The organism is Bradyrhizobium sp. SZCCHNR1002, from assembly GCF_032381435.1.
Lineage (GTDB): Bacteria > Pseudomonadota > Alphaproteobacteria > Rhizobiales > Xanthobacteraceae > Bradyrhizobium > Bradyrhizobium aeschynomenes.
Genome location: NZ_JAUHIS010000003.1, coordinates 210576 through 234324, shown reverse-complemented (window position 1 = coordinate 234324; position 23749 = coordinate 210576). Strand labels below are relative to the sequence as shown.

Annotated in this window: 24 protein-coding genes; 8 read left to right on the top strand and 16 right to left on the bottom strand. The window is 66.1% G+C overall.

Annotated features, from left to right (window positions below; all coding sequences use genetic code 11):
- Nucleotides 1–51: 51 nt before the first annotated feature.
- The 10 genes from QX108_RS17335 to murJ all read right to left on the bottom strand — a co-directional run bounded on the left by QX108_RS17335 (nt 52) and on the right by murJ (nt 9437).
- Complete coding sequence (locus QX108_RS17335; protein WP_172113529.1) at nt 52–1089, bottom strand: PhoH family protein; 1038 nt, start codon at nt 1087–1089, stop codon at nt 52–54.
- Nucleotides 1090–1093: 4 nt separating this feature from the next.
- Nucleotides 1094–2497, bottom strand: a complete 1404-nt coding sequence (miaB, locus tag QX108_RS17330) for a tRNA (N6-isopentenyl adenosine(37)-C2)-methylthiotransferase MiaB (RefSeq protein ID WP_315780867.1) — start codon at nt 2495–2497, stop codon at nt 1094–1096.
- Nucleotides 2498–2553: 56 nt separating this feature from the next.
- Entirely contained in the window at nt 2554–3273 is a 720-nt protein-coding gene (locus QX108_RS17325) for an HAD family hydrolase (protein ID WP_315723013.1), read from the bottom strand.
- Nucleotides 3266–3718: a Fur family transcriptional regulator gene (locus tag QX108_RS17320; RefSeq protein WP_172113526.1), complete on the bottom strand. Its 453-nt coding sequence runs from the start codon at nt 3716–3718 to the stop codon at nt 3266–3268. Before QX108_RS17320 ends, QX108_RS17325 begins: the two co-directional genes overlap by 8 nt.
- A 43-nt stretch (nt 3719–3761) precedes the next feature.
- Nucleotides 3762–4244: a ribosomal protein S18-alanine N-acetyltransferase gene (rimI, locus tag QX108_RS17315; protein WP_315723012.1), complete on the bottom strand. Its 483-nt coding sequence runs from the start codon at nt 4242–4244 to the stop codon at nt 3762–3764.
- Complete coding sequence (tsaB, locus tag QX108_RS17310; RefSeq protein ID WP_315780864.1) at nt 4241–4942, bottom strand: tRNA (adenosine(37)-N6)-threonylcarbamoyltransferase complex dimerization subunit type 1 TsaB; 702 nt, start codon at nt 4940–4942, stop codon at nt 4241–4243. Before tsaB ends, rimI begins: the two co-directional genes overlap by 4 nt.
- 529 nt (nt 4943–5471) lie before the next feature.
- The gene (locus QX108_RS17305; RefSeq protein ID WP_315780862.1) at nt 5472–6041 is read right to left on the bottom strand and encodes a NifU family protein; all 570 of its coding nucleotides are present in this window, start codon (nt 6039–6041) and stop codon (nt 5472–5474) included.
- Between the two features lie 108 nt (nt 6042–6149).
- A complete protein-coding gene (locus QX108_RS17300) occupies nt 6150–6644 on the bottom strand; it encodes a universal stress protein (protein WP_172113522.1) in 495 nt (164 codons plus the stop codon).
- A 116-nt stretch (nt 6645–6760) separates the two neighbouring features.
- Entirely contained in the window at nt 6761–7813 is a 1053-nt protein-coding gene (gene trpS / locus QX108_RS17295; protein ID WP_315780860.1) for a tryptophan--tRNA ligase, read from the bottom strand.
- Nucleotides 7814–7862: 49 nt separating this feature from the next.
- Entirely contained in the window at nt 7863–9437 is a 1575-nt protein-coding gene (murJ, locus tag QX108_RS17290) for a murein biosynthesis integral membrane protein MurJ (RefSeq protein WP_315780858.1), read from the bottom strand.
- Between the two features lie 69 nt (nt 9438–9506).
- Between murJ and QX108_RS17285 the strand changes: the two genes are divergently transcribed.
- Nucleotides 9507–10508, top strand: coding sequence for an adenosine kinase (locus QX108_RS17285; protein WP_315780856.1), 1002 nt, complete (start codon nt 9507–9509; stop codon nt 10506–10508).
- 321 nt (nt 10509–10829) lie between these two features.
- On the opposite strand, the gene QX108_RS17280 is transcribed toward QX108_RS17285, so the two are convergent.
- Entirely contained in the window at nt 10830–12023 is a 1194-nt protein-coding gene (locus QX108_RS17280; RefSeq protein ID WP_315780854.1) for a serine hydrolase domain-containing protein, read from the bottom strand.
- A gap of 342 nt (nt 12024–12365) precedes the next feature.
- On the opposite strand from QX108_RS17280, the gene QX108_RS17275 reads away from it, so the two are divergent.
- Together QX108_RS17275 and QX108_RS17270 are read left to right on the top strand one after the other, a co-directional pair.
- A complete protein-coding gene (locus tag QX108_RS17275) occupies nt 12366–12686 on the top strand; it encodes a hypothetical protein (protein WP_172113517.1) in 321 nt (106 codons plus the stop codon).
- Between the two features lie 161 nt (nt 12687–12847).
- The gene (locus QX108_RS17270) at nt 12848–14341 is read left to right on the top strand and encodes an NAD-dependent succinate-semialdehyde dehydrogenase (protein WP_315780851.1); all 1494 of its coding nucleotides are present in this window, start codon (nt 12848–12850) and stop codon (nt 14339–14341) included.
- Nucleotides 14342–14392: 51 nt separating this feature from the next.
- On the opposite strand, the gene QX108_RS17265 is transcribed toward QX108_RS17270, so the two are convergent.
- Nucleotides 14393–14995 (bottom strand): hypothetical protein, encoded by a 603-nt coding sequence (locus QX108_RS17265; protein ID WP_172113515.1) that lies wholly within the window; start codon nt 14993–14995, stop codon nt 14393–14395.
- 292 nt (nt 14996–15287) lie between these two features.
- On the opposite strand from QX108_RS17265, the gene QX108_RS17260 reads away from it, so the two are divergent.
- Together QX108_RS17260 and QX108_RS17255 are read left to right on the top strand one after the other, a co-directional pair.
- On the top strand, nt 15288–15971 hold the full coding sequence (locus QX108_RS17260) for a phytanoyl-CoA dioxygenase family protein (RefSeq protein ID WP_315780849.1): 684 nt from the start codon (nt 15288–15290) through the stop codon (nt 15969–15971).
- 58 nt (nt 15972–16029) lie between these two features.
- Nucleotides 16030–16659, top strand: coding sequence for a glutathione S-transferase (locus tag QX108_RS17255; protein WP_315780847.1), 630 nt, complete (start codon nt 16030–16032; stop codon nt 16657–16659).
- A gap of 32 nt (nt 16660–16691) precedes the next feature.
- Here the strand turns inward: QX108_RS17255 and QX108_RS17250 are convergent, their stop codons facing one another.
- A complete protein-coding gene (locus QX108_RS17250) occupies nt 16692–17780 on the bottom strand; it encodes a mandelate racemase/muconate lactonizing enzyme family protein (protein WP_315780845.1) in 1089 nt (362 codons plus the stop codon).
- Between the two features lie 95 nt (nt 17781–17875).
- Here QX108_RS17250 and QX108_RS17245 point away from each other — a divergent pair, with 95 nt between their 5' ends.
- The 3 genes from QX108_RS17245 (at nt 17876) to QX108_RS17235 (ending at nt 20267) form a co-directional block, all read left to right on the top strand.
- Complete coding sequence (locus QX108_RS17245; RefSeq protein ID WP_315780843.1) at nt 17876–18739, top strand: ornithine carbamoyltransferase; 864 nt, start codon at nt 17876–17878, stop codon at nt 18737–18739.
- A gap of 89 nt (nt 18740–18828) precedes the next feature.
- Entirely contained in the window at nt 18829–19494 is a 666-nt protein-coding gene (locus QX108_RS17240) for an HAD hydrolase-like protein (protein WP_315780841.1), read from the top strand.
- A 95-nt stretch (nt 19495–19589) separates the two neighbouring features.
- Entirely contained in the window at nt 19590–20267 is a 678-nt protein-coding gene (locus tag QX108_RS17235; RefSeq protein ID WP_315780839.1) for a nitroreductase, read from the top strand.
- A gap of 158 nt (nt 20268–20425) precedes the next feature.
- Here QX108_RS17235 and QX108_RS17230 read toward each other — a convergent pair whose 3' ends face one another.
- From QX108_RS17230 to QX108_RS17220, 3 genes are all read right to left on the bottom strand, one after another.
- Nucleotides 20426–21127, bottom strand: coding sequence for an alpha/beta fold hydrolase (locus tag QX108_RS17230; RefSeq protein ID WP_315780837.1), 702 nt, complete (start codon nt 21125–21127; stop codon nt 20426–20428).
- A gap of 737 nt (nt 21128–21864) precedes the next feature.
- Nucleotides 21865–22779: a phosphoribosylaminoimidazolesuccinocarboxamide synthase gene (locus tag QX108_RS17225; protein WP_315780835.1), complete on the bottom strand. Its 915-nt coding sequence runs from the start codon at nt 22777–22779 to the stop codon at nt 21865–21867.
- Between the two features lie 42 nt (nt 22780–22821).
- The gene (locus QX108_RS17220) at nt 22822–23739 is read right to left on the bottom strand and encodes a pirin family protein (protein WP_315722977.1); all 918 of its coding nucleotides are present in this window, start codon (nt 23737–23739) and stop codon (nt 22822–22824) included.
- Between the last annotated feature and the right edge of the window lie 10 nt (nt 23740–23749).

Sequence of the window (23749 nt, the reverse complement as noted above, 5' to 3'; positions counted from 1 at the left end):
CTGTGCGGATGGCGCTGATATCACGCGCCGATCGGCGTGCTTGCTCTGAGGTCAGCGGGCCTTCGGGCCTTCATAGGCTGCAACGATGCGCGCGACCAGCTCGTGGCGAATGACGTCCTCGCCGGTGAACCTCACCTGCGCGATCCCTTCGACGCCGTCGAGTAGCCGCGCAGCTTCCGCGAGGCCCGACGTCTGGCCGTTGGGCAGGTCGACCTGCGAGGGATCGCCGGTGATGATCATGCGACTGTTTTCGCCGAGACGCGTGAGGAACATCTTCATCTGCATCGATGTCGTGTTCTGCGCCTCGTCGAGGATGATTGCGGCATTGGTCAAGGTGCGTCCGCGCATGAAGGCGAGCGGCGCGATCTCGATCTCGCCGGCCTGCAGCGCGCGCTCGACCACGCGCGCATCCATCAGATCGTAGAGCGCGTCGTAGATCGGGCGCAAATATGGATCGACCTTCTCGCGCAGGTCGCCGGGCAGGAAGCCGAGCCGCTCACCGGCTTCGACGGCAGGCCGCGACAGGATGATGCGATCGACTTCCTTGCGCTCGAACAGCTGCGCGGCATGCGCAACCGCGAGCCAGGTCTTGCCGGTGCCGGCCGGGCCGATGCCGAACACCAGCTCATGGCGCTTCAGCGCGCGGATGTAGGAATCCTGCGCGGCCGTGCGGGCGCGCACGGGCCGCTTGCGCAGGTTGATGCTCTCGAACCCGCTCTTGGCGCCCTTGGCGTCGAACTCGAACAGCGATCCCTGCGCGACCACGGCGCGAATTGCGCCTTCGACATCGCCCTGCGCCAGATCCTGTCCCTTGACGGCCTGGGCATAGAGCGACTCCAGCACCCGGCGCGCGGCATCGCAGCCGTCACGCGAGCCGCCGATCGTGATGTGGTTGCCGCGCGAGTCGACGACGACGCCGAGCCTGCGCTCGAGCAAAGCGAGGTTTTGGCCGTAGGGCCCGACGAGGGCTGAAGCGGCGCGGTTGTCGTCGAAATCGATGACGACCTGAGTCTCGGGGGGCATGGACATGTCGCGGTCGAACTTGCGGCTGGGAGCGAGCGAAGAGGAATCCGATGCGCTCTTGGGCAAGTGCTCAGCCTCCGATGGACACAAGGGGCAGGGCGGCGTCCGGAATCGGAGCCGTTGTCGTCGTGACGAGTTCGCCGAGCAGGCTGTAGCGCTCGAGGCTGTCGATCCGCACGGGGAGGACCTGACCGATGATGTCGTCGGACGCCATCACATGGGCCGGCTGCAGATAGGCTGTCCGTCCGACCAATTGACCGGGCTTGCGGGCCGCGCGTTCGAACAGCACGTCGACAACCGCGCCAATTGCAGCCCTGTTGAAGGCCGCCTGCTGGCTGTCGATCAAGCTCTGGAGGCGCTCCAATCGCTCGTCCATCTCGGTCGCTGACACCATCTCCTGCATGTCCGCGGCCGGGGTTCCCGGACGCGGCGAATACTTGAATGAATAGGCTGCAGCGTAGCCGATTTGGTCGATCAGCGCGAGGGTGGCACGAAAATCTTCCTCGGTCTCGCCGGGGAACCCGACGATGAAGTCCGAAGAGAATGCAATGTCCTGGCGGGCCGCGCGAAAACGGTCGACGACTTTGCGATAGTCGGACGCGTTATGTTTCCGATTCATGAGGCCGAGGATCCGGTCGGAACCGGACTGCACCGGCAGGTGCACGAACGGCATCACCGATCGGAGGTCGCGATGCGCCGCAATCAGGTCGTCGTCGACATCGTTGGGATGGCTCGTCGAGTAGCGGATCCGCGCCACGCCGGGAATCTCAGCGATGCGATAGAGCAACCGCCCGAGCGTCCAGGCGCGGCCGTCGGGACCTTCACCGTGATAGGCGTTGACGTTCTGGCCGATCAGCGTGATCTCGCGGACGCCGTTCTCGGTCAGTTGAATGACGTCATCGACGATCCGCGCCACCGGGCGCGACATCTCGCTGCCGCGGGTATATGGCACCACGCAGAAGGTGCAGAACTTGTCGCAGCCTTCCTGCACGGTCACGAAGGCCGAGATGCCGCGGGCGCGGATGGCCTCGCGGCTCGGCCTGGGCAGCAGGCCGAACTTGTCCTCCGCCGGGAATTCAGTCTCGATCGCCGGTTCGCCCCGTCCAGCACGTGCCAGCAACTCCGGCAGATGGTGGTAGCTTTGCGGCCCGACCACGACGTCGACCGTCGGGGCGCGCGCGATGATTTCGGTGCCCTCGGCCTGGGCCACGCAACCGGCCACGGCGATCTGCATCGCGCGCCCCGACTTTGCAGCCTCCTCCTTGGCCACCCTGAGACGCCCGAGCTCCGAATAGACCTTTTCAGAGGCCTTCTCGCGGATATGGCAGGTGTTGAGGATCACGAGGTCGGCGTCGCCGGCATCGGCGGTCTCGACGAAGCCCTCGGCCCCCAGCGTGTCCACCATGCGCTGGGCATCGTAGACGTTCATCTGGCAGCCATAGGACTTGATGTGCAGCTTGCGCGGCGGCGTCATGAACCCTTGCATGCGGTCGGGGGCACGCCAATTTCGGCGCGGGGCTCAGATATAGGCTAGACGGCCGAAAATCCAGCGAGGGGGACGGTTTTCTCGCCGAGCCTGCTGAGAATGAGTGGCAATTGCCGCATGTCGTCGAAAACCAGCGTTGCACCGGCCGCCCGCAGACTGTCGGCATAGCCGGGACGGCAATGGCTGCCGCCGTGAAACCCGAGCACGGTCATGCCGGCGGCCAGCGCGCCCCGGATCCCGGCGAGGCTGTCCTCGACCACCACGCAGGCCGCGGGCCGCGCCTTCATCTGGGCCGCCGCGAACAGGAACAGGTCCGGAGCGGGCTTGCCGTGCTCGACCTGGGAGGACGAGAAGATGTGCGGAGCAAGGCGATCATACAGCCTGGTCGCGCCGAGGCTCACGCGCATGCGCTGGTGGGAGCCGGAGGAGGCGACGCAGACCGGCACGTCGATGCCGTCGAGCGCCTGGCCGATGCCGTCCACGGCGCGCAGATCCTGCTCGAAGGCGCGGAACAGCTGGTCCTGCAGCCTGGCATTGAAATCGTCGGGAAGGCTGCGGCCGAGCTCAGCCTCGACTTCGAATGTCGCCTGCTTGGAAGAGCGTCCCAGGAAGCGATCGAACACCTGATCGGCCGTGATCGGATAGCCACACGACGTGAGAACGTCGGCGTGGGCCTGACAGGAGATCACCTCACTGTCGACCAGCACGCCATCGCAATCGAAAATGACCAGATCGAGGTTGGAAGCCGGCGTGACGTCAGCCATTCGTCTCTTCGTCGAGCGGTACGCAATAGAGCTCGAGCCGATGATCGACGAGCTTGTAGCCGAGCCGGCGCGCGATCTCCGCCTGCAGCTTCTCGATTTCCTCGGAGGTGAACTCGATCACCTTGCCGTCCCGCAGGTTGATCAGATGATCGTGATGGCTGTCGCGCATCTGCTCGTAGCGGGCGCGGCCCTCACGGAAGTCATGACGCTCGATGATGCCGGCGTCCTCGAACAGCTTCACGGTGCGGTAGACCGTCGAGATCGAGATCTTGTCGTCGACGGCGACGCAGCGCCGGTAGAGCTCTTCGACGTCGGGATGGTCGCAGGCTTCGGCGAGCACACGGGCAATGACCCGGCGTTGCTCGGTCATCCGCATGCCGGTGGCGGCGCAACGGGCCTCGATGCCGGTGGAGTTGAGCGCTGGCGTTGGTTTCAAGGAGGTCATCGTGTCTCGCCTCAAGGATGCGCTTTCTGCCACCAAGCGCAGGTTACGACAAGTCCCGGCGCATCAGAAGCGCATTCAGCTGTTCCCCGCCGGGCTGAAGGTAATAACGTTCCCGTCGACCGACGGTCGCAAATCCGGCGCGTTCGTAGAGTCGGCGGGCCGGCTGGTTGTTTTCCTCGACCTCGAGAAACACCGTCCGGACCCCGCGGCCTGCAAGATGCCCGAGATGCTGCAGCAGCAGATCACGAGAAAGCCCTCGTCCGCGCTGATTTGGGTCAAGGGCGACCGATAAAATTTCTGCCTCGTCTGCGCCGATCCGCGAGACGATGAAGCCGATCAGCTTCCGGCCGAGCCGCAGGCGATGGATCATCGTGTTGCGCTCGGCCAGCATCGTCTCGAATTCGCCTTCGCCCCAGCCGCGATGAAACGAGGCGGCGTGAATCTGGGCCAGACGGGGGGCGTCGCGCAGCGAGGCGGTGTCGATGGAGGGTTTGGTGCGGCCAAGCCACCGGAAGAACATGTTCATTGCGAAGCGGCCGTCCGCACCGGTTCGAGCGGCGCGCTTGCGGGCGGCTTGACGTCGGGCGCGCGCAGGTAGAACGGCCGCGCCGGTGCGTAAGCGGGGTCTGCCGCCGCCCCGAGCCAGGCGACCCACGTGATGTCGGGGCCGGCCTCGGTGTCGACCGCGACGGGCGCCGCCTCATTGCCGGGCCACCGTCCGGCCAGGATCGCCGCGGCGTTGCCGACGAGATGAGGGGCACCGAAGCGTGCAGCGGCCAGCACGTCGTCGATCACCGCCACTTGCGGCGCGACCAGCTCTTCGCCGCTGCCGCTCACGACTTGATAGTAGACATGGTCGTGCCGGGCATCGATCGCGGAGATCACCGGGCTTGCGCGGTCCCCGCTGACAACGGGCGCTGCGTAGGCAGAGAGCGTGGTGACGCCGACCACCGGCTTGTGGGCTGCCAGAGCAATCCCGCGCGCAGCGGAGAGTCCGACGCGCAGTCCCGTGAAACTCCCGGGGCCGGTCGTCACGGCAATCCGGTCGAGATCGGAAAAGCCGACCCCCGATTGCTGCATGACGCGCGCCAGCAGCGGCATCAGCGCCTCCGCGTGGCCGCGTTTCATGGGCAGCGTCTCCTGGGCGCGCATCGCGGCCGAATCAGTGTCCAGGACGGCGGCGGCGCAATGGTCGAGGGCGGTATCGATGGCGAGGATCAGCATCCGTCAGATTCGCGTTTGAAAGGGGCGCCCAATACCGATTGTGGTACTTTGATAAAGTCGGTTGACGCCTTCTTACATCCTGACAAGAAAAAACGCATCAAGGCTCAACCAACGAAAAGCTAAACTACTGAACTAGCAGCTATTTGAGCAAATCTTTCCGGGCCCGTGGGAATTGTCCCCCGCATTTCGCGGCCGTTGCGCCGGGGCCCAGGCCGCCCGCGCTGATCCCACCGTCAGGAGCAGAGGGCGTCCCAATGTCGTTCTGGCGAGCCGGCGCGGCATCGCGGGATGCGATGGCTCAGGTCGATACGATCAACGAGGCGATACAGAGCGTCGATGAGAATGAGTCAATGAGAATTAGGATGTGTCATCGACGGCGCATGCGGTCGGCGAGCAGAGCGTCGAGATGTCGGAGCGCATGCGCCACAGGCGTCCGCTTCCATTGGCAGGGCAGATAGGAGCAGGGCAGCTAGGATGGCGAATGGTGAGCAGCGATTGAATCTGCTCGCCACTCGCCTCTCGCCTCGTCTTACATCGGACGGACTTCGACGACCTCGGGCACGAAGTGCTTCAAGAGGTTCTGGATGCCGTGCTGCAAAGTCGCCGTGGATGACGGGCAGCCGGAGCAGGCACCCTTCATGTTGAGATAGACGATGCCGTCCTTGAAGCCGCGGAAGGTGATGTCGCCGCCATCATTGGCGACGGCGGGGCGGACGCGGCTCTCGATCAGGTCCTTGATCATGCCGACGGTCTCGGTGTCGGCCTCGTCATAGAACTCGTCGTCCTCGTCGGCGGATTCGTCATTGGCGGCGCTGCCGTCGGCGAGCAGCGGCCCGCCGGACATGTAGTGCTCCATGATCGCGCCGAGAATGGCAGGCTTCAAATGCTGCCATTCGCCGTCGCTCTTGGTCACCGTGATGAAATCGGCGCCGTAGAACACGCCGGTGACACCGTCGACGCCGAACAGGCGCTCGGCGAGCGGAGAGCGGGCGGCGGCGTCCCGGCTCGAAAACTCCATCGTTCCGGCCGGCAGCACGACGCGGCCCGGGATGAACTTCAAGGTGGCGGGATTGGGAGTGGCTTCAGTCTGGATGAACATGGTTTTCTCCGGCAGCGCCGGTTCAAGGCCGGCCTGTAACGTTGTCATAGCAGATGGCAAGGAGACGCGCACGATCAAGGGGACGGTACGTGGATTTCGTCCTTAAGCCTATGAAAGCGCGTCGATATCGGCGTCCTTGAGGTCGCCGGGCACGATCACCAGGGGGATCGGGAAGGCGCCGATGGTCTTGGTGACATGGGTGACCAGCGGTCCAGGGCCATCGACGCCGGAGTTGGCTGCCAGCACCAGCAGCGCGATGTCGCTGTCGTGCTCGATGGTGGCCAGAATCTGCGCCGTCGGCTCGCCCTCGCGGATCACCCGTTCCGGCGCGGCCGCGCCGATGGCGGACAGCAGCGCGGCCGCCTGGTCGAGCGCGGCATTGGCCTCGTCCTGCGCTTCGGCCCGCATCAGGTCGGCGACCCCCAGCCATTGCTGGTTCTGGTCCTCGGTCTCGATGATGTGCAGGGTCACGATCCGGCCGCCGGCGCGCATCGCCCAACGCCCCGCATAGCGGATGGCGCGGTCCCATTCCGCGCTGTCGTCGACGACGACCAGGCATTTCGGCGCATGGCCGGTCTGGTAGCTCTGCCGCTGCGCCGCCATCCTCGTTCCCGCCTGCTGCTGCGAGTCGATCCGGCCGCGATGCTGCCACAGCCCGTCTCCGTTGGGGAGAGGGGCGTCGGTTCCGTAGCGGCGGGATTTGCGGCGTGCAGCTCCGTTCAGGGCTTGCGGATGAATCCAACGATGTCCTTGGCGGTCTTCATCGTCTCGGCCGCGATGGTCTGGGCCCTCTCGCCGCCGTCGACGAGCACGGAATCCACATAGCCCGGGTCCGCCGTCAGCCGCTTCATCTCGGCGGCGATCGGACCGAGCTTGGTGACGCACAGCTCGACCAGCGCGTTCTTGAAGCTGGAGAACTGGCCGCCGCCGAAATCCCTGAGCACGTCGGCCTTGCTGCGGTCCGACAGCGCCGCGTAGATGCCGACGAGATTGTCGGCCTCGGGGCGGGTGTCCAGTCCCTTCTCCTCGGTCGGCAGCGGCTCCGGATCGGTCTTGGCCTTGCGGACCTTCTGCGCGATCGTATCGGCATCGTCGGTCAGGTTGATGCGCGAGTAGTCCGAGGCATCGGATTTCGACATCTTCTTCGTGCCGTCGCGCAAAGACATCACGCGCGTCGCGGGCCCGGTGATGAACGGTTCCGGCAGCGGGAAGAACAGGCCGTCGCCAAAACCCTGGGCCCGGATCGCGTCGCCGAAATCATTGTTGAACTTCTGCGCGATGTCACGCGAGAGCTCGAGATGCTGCTTCTGGTCCTCGCCGACCGGAACATGGGTGGCGCGATAGAGCAGGATGTCGGCAGCCATCAGCACCGGATAGTCGTACAGACCGACCGACGCATTTTCACGATCCTTGCCGGCTTTCTCCTTGAACTGCGTCATGCGGTTCAGCCAGCCGATGCGCGCAACGCAGTTGAAGATCCAGGCGAGCTCGGCATGGCCCGAGACCTGGCTCTGGTTGAACACGATGTGCTTCTTCGGATCGATTCCGGCTGCGATGAAGGCAGCGGTGACCTCGCGGGTGTTGCGCGCGAGCTCCGCCGGACCGCCCCAGACGTCGATCGGCATCGTGATGGCGTGCATGTCGACCACGCAATAGATGCAGTTGTGCGTCTCCTGCATCTTCACGAAGTTGACGATCGCGCCGAGATAGTTGCCGAGATGCAGGTTGCCGGTCGGCTGGACGCCCGAGAAAACCCGTTCCACGAAGGCCATGGTCGCTGTTCCAGATGATGGATTTGCTGCGTCGTTTGGCACGGGCGCCTCAAAGGTGCAAGTCGCCAGCGGGCAGGTCGCGGGCGGGCCGCTGCCGGATCGCGAGCATCGTCTCGCGCAAGCTGACGACGCCGAGCCCGGCCAGGAGCGCCGCGTACAGGATGACCGCGCCGCCGATCAAGGCGGTGAGCAGGAGCGCGGCTCCAAGATGATGGCCACCGTCTGCCTCGCCGGCACGGGTCGCCGCGATCCAGAGCACTGCGGCCATGATGGCCGCGGCGAGTGCGATCCGCGGCAGCCGGCGCCGTGATGCCGGCTGGAGATCGAAGCCGAAGCGCGTGCTGCCGCGCCGGAGCAGCACGGCGGCGTTGGCCCAGGCGCCGAGCGCGAGTCCGGCAGCGATGCCGCTGACCGCAAAGATCTGGCCGAGCAGGAACGCCAGCGCGATCGCCGTGCCGCATCCGATCAACGTCGCGCGCAGCGGCGTCTGTGTGTCCTCGCGTGCGAAGAAGGCCGGCTGCAGCGCCTTGGTCAGCACCTGCGCCGGCAGCGCCGCCGCGAGCCAGGTCAAGACCCGCGCGGTCGCGGCGGCATCCTGCGAGCCGAACGCGCCGTGTTCGAACAGCAAACGAACGATCGGCTCGTTCAGGATCATCAGTCCGAGCGTCGCGGGCAGCGCGAGGCCCATCGTCAGCTCCACGCCGCGCGACTGCACGCGCGACAGCGCCTCCTTGTTGCCGGCGTGCAGCGCGCGCGTCAGCTCCGGCACCAGCACCGTGCCCATCGCCACGCCGACCAGGCCGAGCGGCAGCTCGATCAGGCGGTTGGCGAAATAGAGCCATGACACGGCCGAGGGCGTGGTCGACGCGATGATCGCGCCGCCGATCACCAGCAGCTGCGGCGCTGCGCTCGCCACCATGCCGGGCAGCGCCTTGGCGAAGAAGCCGCGCATCTCCGCATCGAGCGAGACGCGCACGGGCGAGGCGACGTTGCTCCTGTCGCCGCGCTGCGCCAGCATCGCGAGCTGCAGCAGACCGGCGATGCCGATCGTGGCGGCGAGCAGCAGCGCGGCCCGGGAGGGATCCGCGTGTTGCGTCAGCAGCACGATCGTCACGGTGATCAGCGCAACGTTGAACAGCAGCGGCGCAAACGCGGCCAGCGCGAAGCGGCCGCGTGCACTGGAAAGCGCGAGCAGCACCGTTGAGGGGCCGGCGAAGGCGAGATAGGGCAGCATCAGCCGGGCGTCGTTCACTGCAAGGGTGAGCGTCTCGTCACCGGCAAAGCCCGGCGCGAGCACCATCATCGCGATCGGCATCAGAAGAGCCAGCGCGATCGTGGCCGCGAGCAGGCAGGCGCTGACGGTGCCGAGCACGCGGCCGGCAAAAGCTGCCGCCTGCGTCGATCCCGCCTGCTGGTATATTCGCAACCACGCCGGCACCAGCGCGGCGTTGAGTGCGCCTTCCGTGAGCAATCGCCTGGCGACGTTGACGAGCTGAAACGCCGCGAGAAACGCGTCCGCAACCGGTCCGGCCCCCAGCAGCGCGGCCATCAGCGCGTCCCTGCCGAAGCCGAGCAGGCGTGAGGTGAGTGTTCCTGACAACACGGTCACGAATGATCGGATCATGAGGCTTCTATAGCAGCGCCGCTTGTGATAGGCCGCAGCGTTTGCAAACGCCGTAAACGGGGCCAGTGGATGACTGACGCGAAATACGATGTTCTCGGCATCGGCAACGCGATTTTCGACGTGTTGGTGCAGGCCGATGAAGCCTTTCTCGCCAGGCACGGCATGACCAAGGGCGGCATGGCCTTGATCGACGAGGCCCGCGCGGCGGCGATTTACCGTGACATGGGACCGGCGACCGAGATGTCGGGCGGCTCGGCCGCCAACACCATCGTCGGTCTGGCCAGCCTCGGCGCGCGCGCGGCTTATGTGGGCAAGATCAAGGACGACCAGATCGGCCGGATGTATTCGCACGACATCCGCGCCGCCGGCGTCGCCTTCGACACGGCGGCCGCGGCCGACGGGCCGGCCACCGGCTGCTCCTACATCCTGGTGACGCCGGACGGCGAGCGCACCATGAACACCTATCTCGGTGCCGCGCAGAACCTCACGGCGGCCGACATCGATCCCGCCCAGATTGCGGCCGCCCGCATCGTCTATCTCGAAGGCTATCTGTGGGACCCGAAGGACGCCAAGGACGCGTTCGTGAAGGCCGCGGCGATCGCGCATGATGCCGGCCGCGAGGTCGCGCTGACCCTGTCGGATTCGTTCTGCGTCGACCGCTATCGCGACGAATTCCTCGAGCTGATGCGCGGCGGCACCGTCGATCTGGTGTTCGCCAACGAGGCTGAGTTGCATTCGTTGTACCAGACCTCAGATTTCGACGGCGCGCTGAAGCAGCTGCGCGAGGATGCCACGCTCGGCATCGTCACCCGCAGCGACAAGGGCTGCGTCGTGGTGTCGAACGACGGCGTGATCGCGGTGCCGGCGCACCCGATCGAGACGCTGGTGGATACGACCGGCGCCGGCGACCTGTTTGCCGCCGGCTTCCTGTTCGGGCTGGTGCGCAAGTCCGGCTACGAGATGGCCGGCAAGCTCGGCGGCCTCGCCGCCGCCGAGGTGATCCAGCACATCGGCGCCCGGCCGCAGGTGTCGCTGAAGGAGCTGGCGGCGCAGACCGGGCTGAAGGTCTAGCTGCTAGGACGGGTCGCTGAGGCGGCTCGTTCGGTGCCACTTGACCTCGCCCCGCTTGTGGGGAGAGGTCGGATTGCATCGAAGATGCAATCCGGGTGAGGGGGCACAGGTCCTTCCACGAACACCTCCCGCGCGGCTGCCCCTCACCCCAACCCTCTCCCCGTAAGAACGGGGAGAGGGAGCGCACTGTTCGTGCCGCAACGGGTCAGATCCAACATCTGAGGATCGTGCGCTCTGATCCGACGCAGCTCACTTATTAGTTGGCCACTTCGGGGGCGGATTGATCTGTAGGTCAGCCCGCCTCCGCATGCCCTCACTCCATCACGCCGCCTTCTTGCCGCCGGCAGCATCAAGCCCGGCATACACCCCGCGCTCGAAGCCCGCGAACGTCTCCAGGCACAGCCGGTCTGCGAACGGCAGCAGCTGCATCAGGATCACGCCAGTGACGTCGCGCGCCGGATCGATCCAGTAGTAGGTGTTGGCAAGGCCCGCCCAGGCGAGGCTGCCGGCGCTGCGGCCCTCCGCTGTCTGCGCCGTCGTGATCATGAAGCTGAGGCCCCATTTCTTGACGATGTCGGGATAGAGATCGACATCGTTGGTCACGCCGGGCACGGCCGCGGCCATCTTCGTCATCTCCAGCTCGCCGATGTGATTGTCGCGCATCGCCGCGACGGTCTCGGGCTTGAGCACCTGGTTGCCGTTGCCCCGGCCGTTGTTGAGGATCATCCGGGTGAAGCGGATGTAGTCGCCCGCGGTTCCGTAGAGGCCGCCGCCACCCATGTGGAATTCCGGCTCCTGCTCGATCTCGAACGGGATCGGCGCCAGCGAGCCGTCGTCGCCGCGCGCATGCATGCCGACCAGGCGTTCGCGCTGCGACGGCCCGAGCCTGAAGCCGGTATCGTCCATGCCGAGCGGTGCGAACAGATGGTCGCGCAAATATGCATCGAGCGTCTGGCCGCTCGCGGCCTCCACCGCCTTGCCGACGAAATCGATGTTGATGCCATATTCCCAGCGCGTGCCGGGATCGGACGCGAGCGGCAATTTCAGCGCGTCGTTCTTGCAGGTGATGATGCCCGGCGTGCCGGCCTTCTGCACGTAGGTCGCCATGTCGCCGTTCCACATGTCGTAGCAGAAGCCCGCGGTGTGGGTCATGAGATGGCGGAGCGTGATCGCGGCCTTCGCCGGTCGCAGGATCGGCTCGCCATTGGCGTCGAAGCCGTCGAGCACCTTGGGCGCCGCGAGGTCCGGCAGCACCTGCCCGATCGGCGCATCCAGCGACAGCCGGCCCTGCTCGACCAGCTGCATGCCGGCGGCGCAGGTGATCGCCTTGGTCATCGAGGCGATCCAGAACACGCTGTCGGTGGTCATCGGATCGTCGCGGCCGAGATCGCGCTTGCCGAAGGCGCCTTCGTAGATGATGCCGTTGCTGTCAGCTGCGATGGCGACGACGCCCGGAATCTCCTTGGCGTCCGCCTTCTGTCGTAGCACGCCATCGATGTCGGTCTTGTTCTGCATGGTCTCCTCCGTTCCGTTCTTGTTGACGGTACGGGATTGTTCCCTGCCCCGATCGGGGCGGCAAGAACCCTCGCCGACGCAGCTGGTCGCGATCTCGTGATGATGCGGCGCGAACGAAGACAAGGCGGGAGAACCGGGGCGGCGACGCCACAGCCCTTCAAAATCCTCAGAGAATCATGATTAGTTCCATCGAGCCGCGAGTCCGTCACATGGGCGCCATGTTCCCACCACGGGCCTCGGACTGTTGTGAGTTGCAACCATTTTTGCATTAAAGGGTTCAACAACCGGCTTTTTCGAGCCGACGGTATGGCTATGGCGGCAAATTCCGCCAGTGGGGGCGATATGATTTCGAAGTGGAGCGAGTGGAAGCGGTATCCCCGCCCGGGTCGTGGTGACAATATCGAGGCACCGATCACCCCGGGGATCTATGAAGTGCGCGTCGCCGCCACGGGGGCGCTGTATGCGTTCGGTGCGGTCGACAATGTGGCGCAGGCGCTGGCGCTGCTGCCGGTCGGGCAGAAATCCTGGTTCGGGCGCCGCGATCCCGCCACCTTGCCGGACCTCGAATACAGGACGTGCGCGACCTCGACCAAGGCCGACGCCAAGGCCGCGGCCGAACGCATGATCGGCCGTCGCGAGACCTATATGAGCGGCGCAGCCTGAGACCGCGCTCAGCGGGCACGGGTCCCGGCACCGCATTTGGTGCTGTCAAGGCACGGTTGGCCCGGTCGAATGTACCGTTCGTGAGGCGCACACACCGTGCGCCTGCGCCGTGTGGGGGCTATATTCGGAGCAAGATACCGACCGCTTCGAGGAGATGCCCAATGACACCGCCCGCCGCCGCTCGCGCGTCCGACGCTACCCTCAGCCTGCGCGACCGCCTGAAGGATCCGTCGCTGCTGCGCGAGCAGAGCTATATCGATGGCGGCTGGGTCGGAAAGCCGGAGTTCCCGGTCGTCAATCCCGCCACCGGCGTGGAGATTGCGAAGGTTGCGCAGCTCGGTGCTGCCGAGACCACGCACGCCGTCGAGGCCGCCGCACGCGCCTTTCCGCTGTGGGCCAAGCTGACCGCCAAGCAGCGCTCGAACATCCTGCGCAGATGGTTCGAGCTGATCATTGCGAACCGCGAGGATCTCGCGCTGATCCTGACCTCCGAGCAGGGCAAGCCACTGGCGGAAGCGCTGGGCGAGGTCGACATCGGCGCCGCCTATATCGAGTTCTTCGCCGAGGAAGCGCGCCGCGTCTATGGCGAGACCATCCCGACGCAGAAGCCCGATGCGCGCCTGCTGGCGCTGAAGCAGCCGATCGGCGTCTGCGGCGCGATCACGCCGTGGAATTTCCCGAACTCGATGATCACTCGCAAGGTATCGCCGGCGCTTGCCGCCGGCTGCACCGTGGTGCTGAAGCCGGCCAACGAGACGCCGTTGTCGGCGCTGGCGCTCGCCGTGCTGGCCGAGCGCGCCGGCATCCCGAAGGGCGCGCTCAACATCGTCACCGGCGATGCGCCGCCGATTGGAAAAGTGCTGTGCGAGCATCCGGCGGTGCGCTTCGTGGGCTTCACCGGCTCGACCGAGGTCGGCAAGATCCTGTATCGCCAATCCGCCGGCACGGTGAAGAAGCTCGGCCTCGAGCTCGGCGGCAACGCGCCCTTCGTGGTGTTCGACGATGCCGACGTCGATGCCGCCGTCGAGGGCGCGATCGTCTCCAAATATCGCAACATGGGCCAGACCTGCGTCTGCGCCAATCGCCTCTATGCGCAGGATGGCATCTACGACGCCTTCGTCGAGAAGCTCGCCGCCAAGGTCGCGGCCATGAAGATCGGCGAGGGCACGGAAGCCGGCGTCACCCAGGGCCCGCTGATCAATGCGGAGGCGGTCGAGAAGGTCGAGCGCCACATCGCTGATGCGGTCAAGGGCGGTGCGACGATCGTCACCGGCGGCAAGCGTCATGCGCTCGGCCGCACCTTCTTCGAGCCGACCGTGCTGCGGGACGTGAGGGCCGACGCGCTGGTGGCGCATGAGGAGACGTTCGGTCCGCTGGCTCCCGTCATTCGTTTCAAGGACGAGGCCGACGTCATCGCGATGTGCAACGCCTCGCCGTTCGGTCTGGCATCCTACTTCTACGCCCGCGACCTCGGCCGCGTCTGGCGCGTCGCGGAGGCGCTGGAATCCGGCATGGTCGGCGTCAACACCGGCCTGATCACCACCGAGGTCGCACCGTTCGGCGGCGTCAAGGAAAGCGGTCTCGGGCGCGAGGGCTCACATCACGGCATCGAGGAATATCTCGAGATCAAATACGTGATGATGGCAGGCGTCTGAACGTCGAGACTTCGGGAGCCTGAACTTCGAGCGTCTGAGCTCAGGCCGAGCTCAGGCCGTTTTGGGCAGCTTGTCGACCGGCACCAGGTAGGACTTGTTGCCGACCTGAAAGATGACCTTGCCGCTCTTGCCGTCGGTCGTCGAGATCTGCGACTGACCGAACATGATGACGTTGTTGTAGACGATCCCGGTGCCCTGGCGCGTGACGCCGTTGGTCGTCACGCTGACCTGGGCCTCCTTGCCGTTGACGGAGAGCACGCGAAAGCTCGCGCTCTGGCCGTTTTCGCCGTTGTAGCCGGCCCAGCTGCCGACGAGATTGCTCTCATTGGCGGGCGGGGCCTGCTTTTCGAGCATCGCCGTGGCCTTGCCGCCGCCGGCCGAGAACAGCAGCACCGCGTTCTTGCCGTTCTTGGTGCCGAGCGTGACCGCGCCGAAGTCGATGGTCGAGCCGTTGACCTCGCCGATGCCGCGCTCGGTGCGGCCGTTGTGGGTGTACTCCACCGTGGCGGCGGCGCCTCTGATGTTGACGACCTTGAAGCTCACGGCCTGGCCGTTGGCGGTCCAACTGCCCTTCCACTCGCCCAGCAGGTTGCTCTGGCGATAGACGCGCTCATTGGCGGGCGAGATCTGGTTGGTGCTTTGGATGGCTACCATGTGTGCTTCCAAGGAGCTCGGATCGCTCGTTTACCCCGTTTGTCGGATCGTTGCAGAGTGTTGCTAACGAGAGGTAGGTCGAGAGGGTTAACGAACGGTGAACCGGCGTCGGCGATCCGGCCGTTCCGCAGTGCGGCCCATCGCCTCAGCGTCGTCTGCAGCGATGGACGTCACGGCCGGATGAATGCGACGGCGCGAAGCGCCACCGACGGGCGCAAGCGAGCTTGCCGAGGCGCGCCGGATCGTCGACCATGACGCGGCGAACCACGACCCCTCAATGTGCGAGCTCACCATGTCTGCAGCCCTCACGCGTGTCGGCGTCGGCCAGCTTCCGGATGCGGAGGCACGCCGCCTCGATGCGGACGGCTATCTGCTGTTGCGCGGTGCCATCCCGGCGGACTGGCTTGCGCCGCTGCGCGATGCGTTCGAGGCCGGCACGCTGCCATCCGAGCAATGGCCGGTGCCGCGCGGTCGCGACTGGCGCCACGCCATGGTCGATCTCGATGCGACCGTGCAGCGCGTCTGCCGCCTGCCGGTGATGCTCGCGGCCGTGCATCACATCCTGAAGGCGCCGTTCTTTCTCGGCCAGGTCGAAGGCCGCGAGCCGCTGCACGATGGCGGCCAGCAGCCGCTGCATCGCGACAGCATCGAGCGCACGCGCACCGACGCGGTCTCGGCGCTGGCCTTTCTCGATCCGTTCGGCCCCGACAATGGCGCGACGCAGGTGGCGCCGGGCACGCATCGCCAAGACACGGATGATGCGCAGGCTGCCCCGTTCGTCACGACAGGCGAGGCCGGCGACATCCTGCTGTTCGACGTCAACGTGCTGCACGGTGCGACCCGCAACGGCAGCGGCGCGCGCCGCCGCTCGCTGCTGATCACCTACGCCACCTCGGTCCAGCAGGAGGAGTGGCGCCGGACGCGCGCTCTGCGCGCGGTGCGGATGGATCAGGACGACATTTTCGGCGCGGAGTAGTCGCGCCGTCCCGCCCCTGTTGCGCACCTCCCAGCCAGATCATGCAAAGAGATTGCCGATGAAGCTGTACGATTCCGCGACTGCGCCAAGCCCGCGCCGCGTGCGCATCTTCCTCAGCGAGAAGGGCGTCAAAATTCCCACCGTTCAGCTCGACCTGCGTGCCGGCGAGCAGTTTCAACCGGAATTTCGCGCGCTCAATCCGCAATGCACCGTCCCGGTTCTGCAGCTCGACAGCGGCGCAGGGATCACCGACGTCATCGCCATCTGCCGCTACATCGAGGAGCTGCATCCCGCGCCGTCCCTGATGGGTCGAGACGCGGAAGAGCGGGCGTTGATCGAATGCTGGGTGCGGCGGATCGAGTGGGATGGCATCGTTGCGATCCAGGAAGCGTTTCGCAACAGCGCGCCAGGGCTGGAGCATCGCGCGCTGCCCGGACCGCTGCCGCTCGACCAGATTCCGGCACTCGCCGAGCGGGGCCGCCGGCGCGCCACGCATTTCTTCGCATGGCTCGACGCGCGACTGGCCGATCATGCCTACGTCGCCGGAGCCGGCTTCACCATCGCCGACATCAGCGCCATGGTGACGGTCGACTTCGCGTCTCGCGCAAAGCTCGATCCGCCGGATCACCTCCGTCATCTGAAGCGATGGTACGGTGAGGTGTCGAGCCGCCCGAGCGCAAGGGCGTGAGCTGGCAGGGCGGCGATCGCTGATGGCTCACCTCACGCCGCGAGCTTGGCCAGCCCCTCCCAATCGAACGTGATGCCGTGGCCCGGCCGCGTCGGCGCCAACGCCATGCCGTTCTCCAGCACCAGCGGATGCTCGATGTAGCGGTCGAGCCCAAAGCCGTGCGCTTCGAGGAAGGAGCGGTTGGGACACGCCGCGAGCAGGTGCACGGTGATGTCGTGCGCTCCGTGGCTGGTCACCGGCAGGTTGAACGCTTCCGCCAGCCGCGCGATCTTCATGAACGCACTGACGCCGCCGCAATTGGTCACGTCAGGCTCGGGATAGGACACCGCGCCGGCCGCGATGTAGTTCTTGAAATCCCACAGCGAGCGCAGATTCTCGCCGGCCGCGATCGGCACGCCGCCGGCGGCCAGGATGCGGGCATGGCCGGCGATGTCGTCGGGAATGGTCGGCTCCTCCAGCCAGGTCAGATCGTACGTCACAAGCGCGCGGGCGGCGCGGATCGCCTCCTCGACCGTCCACTTCATGTTGGCATCCGCCATCAGCGGAAAGCCGTTGCCGAGATGCTCACGCATCGCCTTGACGCGCGCGACGTCGGCGCCGAGATTGGGCCGCCCGACCTTCATCTTGATGGCGCGAAAGCCGCGTGTGAGATTGTCGTCGGTCTGCTTCAGCAGCGCGTCCACGGTGAGATCGAGGTCGATGCCACCGGCATAACAGGGCACGCGGCTGTCGAAGCCGCCGAGCAGGCGGAACAGCGGCAGGCCGGCCCGCCGCGCCTTCAGGTCCCATAGCGCGATGTCGAGCGCCGACAGCGCCAGCACGACCGGTCCGCCGCGCCCGCCATAGTGCAGGCCCCACCACACGCGGTGCCAGATCGCCTCGGTGGCGTCGGCCTCGTGACCAACGACGAGATCAGGGATCTCGCGCCTGCAGATGTCGGCAACGGCATAGCCGTTGCGGCCCACCGTGTAGGTGTAGCCTGTGCCCTCGGCGCCATCGGCATCGCGCACGCGGCAGGTGATCAGCTCGAACGCCGTCATCTCGCCATGCGTGCTGTCGGTCAGCGTGACGCCGAGCGGGATGCGGTAGAGGCCGGTCTCGATCGCGGCGATCTGTGCCATGGCGCGGTTCCTTCCCTGGATTTTTGCCGAAGGTTATGCTGCTGCTGTGGCGAGGGCAATTGCGGACGGCGGATGGTGGGACGTGGTGAGAGGGCATGACGGGCGATCGTGACATCCTGTCCCTCGGTGACCTCGATGGCTCCGATATCCTAGGCGTGCTGGCACGAGCGCAGGAACTTGCGGCCTGCTGGCAGGCGCGCGAGATGCCGCAGACGCTTGCGGGCCGGCGCGTCGCTCTCGTGGTCGACGACGGCGGCTGGCGCAATACGACCGCCTTCGATCTCGGCGTGCAATCGATGGGCGGCCTCTGCGTGCACGCGCCGATCCGTCTCAACGGGACCGAGGCGGTCGAGGATCTCGCCGCTTATCTCGACAACTGGTTCGATGCGGTGGTCTGCCGTACGCCCGAGCTCGAGATGCTCTATGCACTATCTCACTGGGCGCAGGCGCCCGTGATCAATGCGCGCACGCGGCAGAATCATCCCTGCGAGACGCTCGGCGACCTTGCCTTCCTGTGGCACCGCCGCGGCACGATCGAAGGCTTGAAGATCGCCGTGGTGTCGCCGGCCGCTAACATCCTCGGCTCCTGGATCGAGGTCGCGCAGGTGCTTCCCATCGACGTCGTGCAGGTCTATCCGGCGCGCTGGCACGCGCCGGGAGAGTCACCGCGCTTTCACGTCACGACCGATCTCGACGCCTTGCAGGATGCCGACGTGGTCATCACGGATTGCTGGCCGAGAGACGAAGAAGCCGGTGTCTTGCAGGACTATCAAATCACCGCAGCGCTGCTGGATGGCCTCCGGCCGGAACTGGAGTTCCTGCCCTGCCCGCCGGTGACGCGGGGGCAGGAGGTCTCGGCCGACGCCATGCGGCATCGTGCCTGTTGCGTGGTGCAGGCCAAGGCGTTTCTGCTGCACGCGCAGAATGCCGCGCTCGAATGGGTGTTCGACAGGCCATGAGGCCGCGCCCTGAAGCGCCCTGCATGCGTTGATGCCGCGATCGCACACGTCGGCGTTTACGGCGCGACGGGCCAGGCCTATGCTCGGCCATGTCTCCTGTTCACTCCGTCCTGCTCGATCTCGACGGCACTCTGATCGACTCGCGTCCCGGCATTGCCGCGAGCACGCGGGCGGCGTTGCGCTCGCTCGGGCATGCGCCTGACGACACGCTCGACGTGACCGCGATGATCGGTCCGCCCTTGCAGGACATGCTGCGCGTGCTGCTGCAGGCTCATGGCGACGATCGCGTGGACGACGCCGTCCTGGCCTATCGCCAGCATTACGGCGAGATCGGCCTGTTCGACTGCGCGCTCTATCCAGGCATCCGTGAGGCGCTGCAGGAGATGCACGGCGCTGGACTGCGGCTCTATCTCGCGGCCTCCAAGCGCGAGCTGTTCGCGCGCCGCATCCTGGAGCATCTCGAGCTGGCGTCGTTGTTCACCGCCATCCATGGCTCGGTGCCCTCGGGTGCGCTCGACCACAAGCCCGAGCTGCTCGCGCATCTTCTCATCGAGCGGAATATCGCTGCGCGCAACAGTCTCATGATCGGTGATCGCCGCCACGACATTGCCGGCGCGCATGCGGTGGGAATGCGCAGCCTCGGTGTGCTCTGGGGCTATGGCAGCCGCGATGAACTCGAAACCGCCGGTGCAGACCGCCTCGTGGAAAGTCCCTTTGATCTGGCGCGCGCGATTGCGTCGGTGGTGACGCGATAGCCCGCGGCGAGGTGCGGTCGGCGGTCGTCAATCTTGCGCGGGAACCCAAAAGCCGCGACAATCGCGGATAAATAATCTCAGGGCAGGAATACCGCATGCAATTCGACGACGTCATCCTCGGCCGCCGCAGCATCCGTGGCTACAAGCCGGATCCGGTGCCGCGGGCGCTGATCGAGGAAATCCTCACGCTGGCGATGCGCGCGCCATCGTCGATGAACACCCAGCCGTGGAATTTCTACGTCATCACCGGCGAGCCGCTCGACCGCATCCGCGCCGGCAACACCGAGCGCATGCTCGCCGGCGTGCCGCAGTCGCGCGAATTTCGCATCGGCCAGCCGTTCGACGGTGCGCACCGCGAGCGCCAGATCGGCGTCGCCAAGCAATTGTTCTCCGCGATGGGCATCGCGCGCGACGACAAGGACAAGCGCCAGGACTGGGTGCTGCGCGGCTTCCGCCAGTTCGACGCCCCGGTCTGCATCATCGTCACCTATGACCGCGTGCTCGACGGCAGCGACGACACGCCGTTCGACTGCGGCGCCGTGACCACGGCGCTGGTCAACGCCGCGTGGTCGCGCGGCCTCGGCGCCGTCATCAACAGCCAGGGCATCATGCAATCCCCCGTGGTCCGCGAGCACGCCGGCATCGCCGAGGACCAGGTCATCATGAAGAGCATCGCGCTCGGCTGGCCCGATCATGATTTCCCGGCCAATGCCGTGGTTTCCGAGCGCAAGTCGGTGAAGGACGCGACGGTGTTCGTGGGATTCGAGGAGTAGTGCGGGCGGCCGCGTAGGGTGGGTAAAGCAGCCGCCGAAGGCGGCAGCGTGCCCACCGTCATTCAGCGCATGCGCCGCGAGACGGTGCGCACGGCGCCACCGCTATCTCGTCTCGGGATAGAGCTCGCTCCCGCCTTTGCCCACCCTTCGGGGTTCTATCAAGAGCCGGGCGCAACGCGCTCGCAGAATGCATCGATGACGATGGCCGATGCGTCGGAATGGGTCGCCAGCAGCATGTGGGGCGCATCGAGCTCGCGCAACTCGCAATCGGGCCGAGCCGCAAGGATGTCCGAGATGTCTCTCCGACCGATGAGCAGGTCCGCGCTGCCGTGCAGGCACAGCATCGGGCAGGTGGTCTCATGCAATCGATCGCGCCTGTCGACGCGGAGCGCGTCTTTGGCCCGCGCGCGAAGCACCGCCGGCGGCACCGAACGCAGGACGTCTCGCAGCCGTCGCTCGAGCTCTGGCGTTGCCGCCGATCCCATGATGGCCGCCGCCATGAGCTTCGACGGCATCCATCGCGCATCGAGGAGGCAGGTGAGCGGCGACATCCACCGTGGCAGCGGATGGCATGCAAAGCTCGACGCAAGAATGAGCCCGGCGACCCGCGGGTTCGTCGCTGCGATCTCGATCGCGATCGGTCCGGAGAATGACTCGCCCAGAATGACGAAGCGATGCCGAGGCACGCGCTCGCCGACGAATTGTGCCAGCTGGTCGTAGTCGAGGTGCCGATCGCCAGGGTAGGCGACGATGTGCGTCGGGCGACGCGCCGACAGACGTTCCGCGAGGGGCTTGAGCAGCTCTCCCGTTCCGTCCATGCCGGGCAGCAGGATGATGGCGGTGTTCGTAGCTCGGCTCATCGCTTCCATGTAGCACGGTCCAATCGATCGCACTGCGAGTGAAGGTGATCGGCTTTCGACGTCCGCGGGCCTATCTCCCTGATCGGACGCGGTTTGGCCTGCAATCACCGGACCCGCCACGAGGTGCAACGATCAGCTTTGGAGCAGTCACTTTCGAAACAGGCGAGGTATCGCCGGATTTTTGGAGCATTGCTATTGCTATTTTTCAGAAATCATGCTCTACTCCGCGGCATCCCGTCCTCATGCAGAGGGACGTACGCGTCGTCACGATACGTAGAGGCGGGGAGCGGTGGCCGCGGGTCTGTCAGGTGCTGATGCGCTGGACGATGGACAGCTCGCGGACGTTCAAGCCGTGTGGTCCTGGCGCCCCGATGCTGGCGCCAAGTCGGTGTGACGTGATCCTTGACAGGACGTGTCGCGCTGGTGACGGGGGCAACAAAGCCCGGTCCCCGGGGAGAGCACGGAGCAGACGTTAAACCCATCGCGCAGGGAGGGCCGGGATGTCTCGGCTGAACCTGTGGTGACCGCCGCGTGCATTCTTTTTCGCACGCGGGCCATGGGAGCAGCCAGCTCCCGGCCTTCCCTGCGCCCTCGGCATTTTCCAGGGCGAGCTCGATCCGCAAAGCTCGGGCAAACGATGCTGCGAGAACGAGAGCCTGCGTCCGATATCGAGCCGGGGACGGATGCGAGGAAGGGCGAGCTCGGCTGTGATCAGTTCAGCTTCGGCCCTGATGTCGTCAGATCCTCAGCTCATGCCCGGTGACGCGCCTGAACGCCTCGAGATAGCGCTGGCTGGTGGCATCCACTACGCTCTGCGGCAGCGGCGGTGGCGGGGCGTCGCCGTTCCAGCGGCCGGCACGGCGCTCGGCGTCGAGATAGTCGCGCAGCGGCTGCTTGTCGAAGCTCGGCTGCGGCTGGCCCGGTTGATAGGCGTCGACGGCCCAGAACCGCGACGAGTCCGGCGTCATTACCTCGTCGATCAGGATGATGTGGCCATCCTTGTCGCGGCCGAACTCGAACTTGGTGTCGGCGATGATGATGCCCTGCTCGCGCGCCAGCGTCTCGCCGAGCGTATAGACGGCACGCGTCATGCTCTCCAGCGTGTACGCCGTCTCATCACCGACCACCTCGCGCATCCTGGCGATGGTGATGTTCTCGTCATGGCCGCTCTCGGCCTTGGTCGCCGGGCTGAAGATCGCGGGCTCGAGCTTCTGGCTCTCGACCAGGCCGGCGGGCAGTTGCTCGCCAGCCAGTGTGCCGCTGGCGGCATATTCCTTCCAGGCCGAGCCGGAGAGGTAGCCACGGATCACGCATTCGATCGGAAACACGGTGGTCCGCTTGCACAGCATCGCGCGACCCAGGATCTCCTGGCGATGCGGCTTCAACTCGGGCACGGCGCTGATGATCTCGTCGGTGTCGGCCGAGATCATGTGATGGTGCACGACGCCTTCGAGCGCGTTGAACCAGTAGGCCGAGATCTGCGTCAGAACCGCGCCTTTCATCGGGATGGTCTCGTTCATCACGACGTCGAAGGCGGAGATGCGGTCGGTGGTCAGCAGCAGCACGCGGTCGTCGCCGACGGCATAGATGTCGCGGACCTTGCCGCGGCCGATCTTCGGAAGCGGCAGATTGCTGGCGAGAAGCGTGGTCATCGTATAGGGCTTTCGAAACGGGAGCGTTGTGTCCCCAATAGCCTATTCCGGCAGCGGAATGAACTCGTGCTCCTGGGGAACGGCGGCGAAGCGGCCGGTTTTCCAGTCCTGCTTGGCCTGCTCGATGCGCTCCTTGCTGGAGGAGACGAAATTCCACCAGACATGGCGTGGCCCCTCCAGCGCGTCGCCGCCGAGGAACATCATCCGGGTCGGCTTGACGGTGCGCACGCTGATGGCGTCGCCGGGTCGGAAGATCAGCAGCCGCGGCCCCTCGTGGCGCTCGCGCGCAATCTCGATCTCGCCGTCGACGATGTAGATCGCGCGCTCCTCGTGGTCGGGATCGAGCGGCACGACCGTGCCGGCCTGCGCCGTCACCTCGACATAGAACCACGGCGAGACCATCGTCACCGGAGAGGACTTTCCGAACGCCTTGCCGGCAATCACGCGCGCGGAGAAGCCGGTGTCGCTGACGGTCGGCAGCGCGTTCGCGGCATAATGCTGGAAGCTCGGGGCGATCTCTTCCGATTCCACCGGCAGTGCGATCCAGCTCTGCAGTCCCAGCATCTGCTGCCCGTTCTGCCGCTGCAAATCCGGCGTGCGCTCGGAATGCGCGATGCCGCGCCCGGCCGTCATCAGGTTCATCGCGCCGGGTTGGATCTCCTGCACGTTGCCTTCGCTGTCGCGATGCATGATGGCGCCGTCGAACAGATAGGTGACGGTGGCGAGGCCGATATGCGGATGCGGCCGCACGTCCATGCCCTTGCCGGAGACGAACTGCACCGGGCCGAAATGATCGAAGAAGATGAACGGGCCGACCATCTGGCGCCGGCCATGCGGCAGTGCGCGGCGCACGGCAAAGCCGTCGCCGAGGTCGCGGGTGCGCGGCACGATGACATGCTCCAGCGCATCGCAGGAGGTGGGATCACCGAATTCGGGATCGATCGATGGCTGCCAGCTCATGGGACGCTCC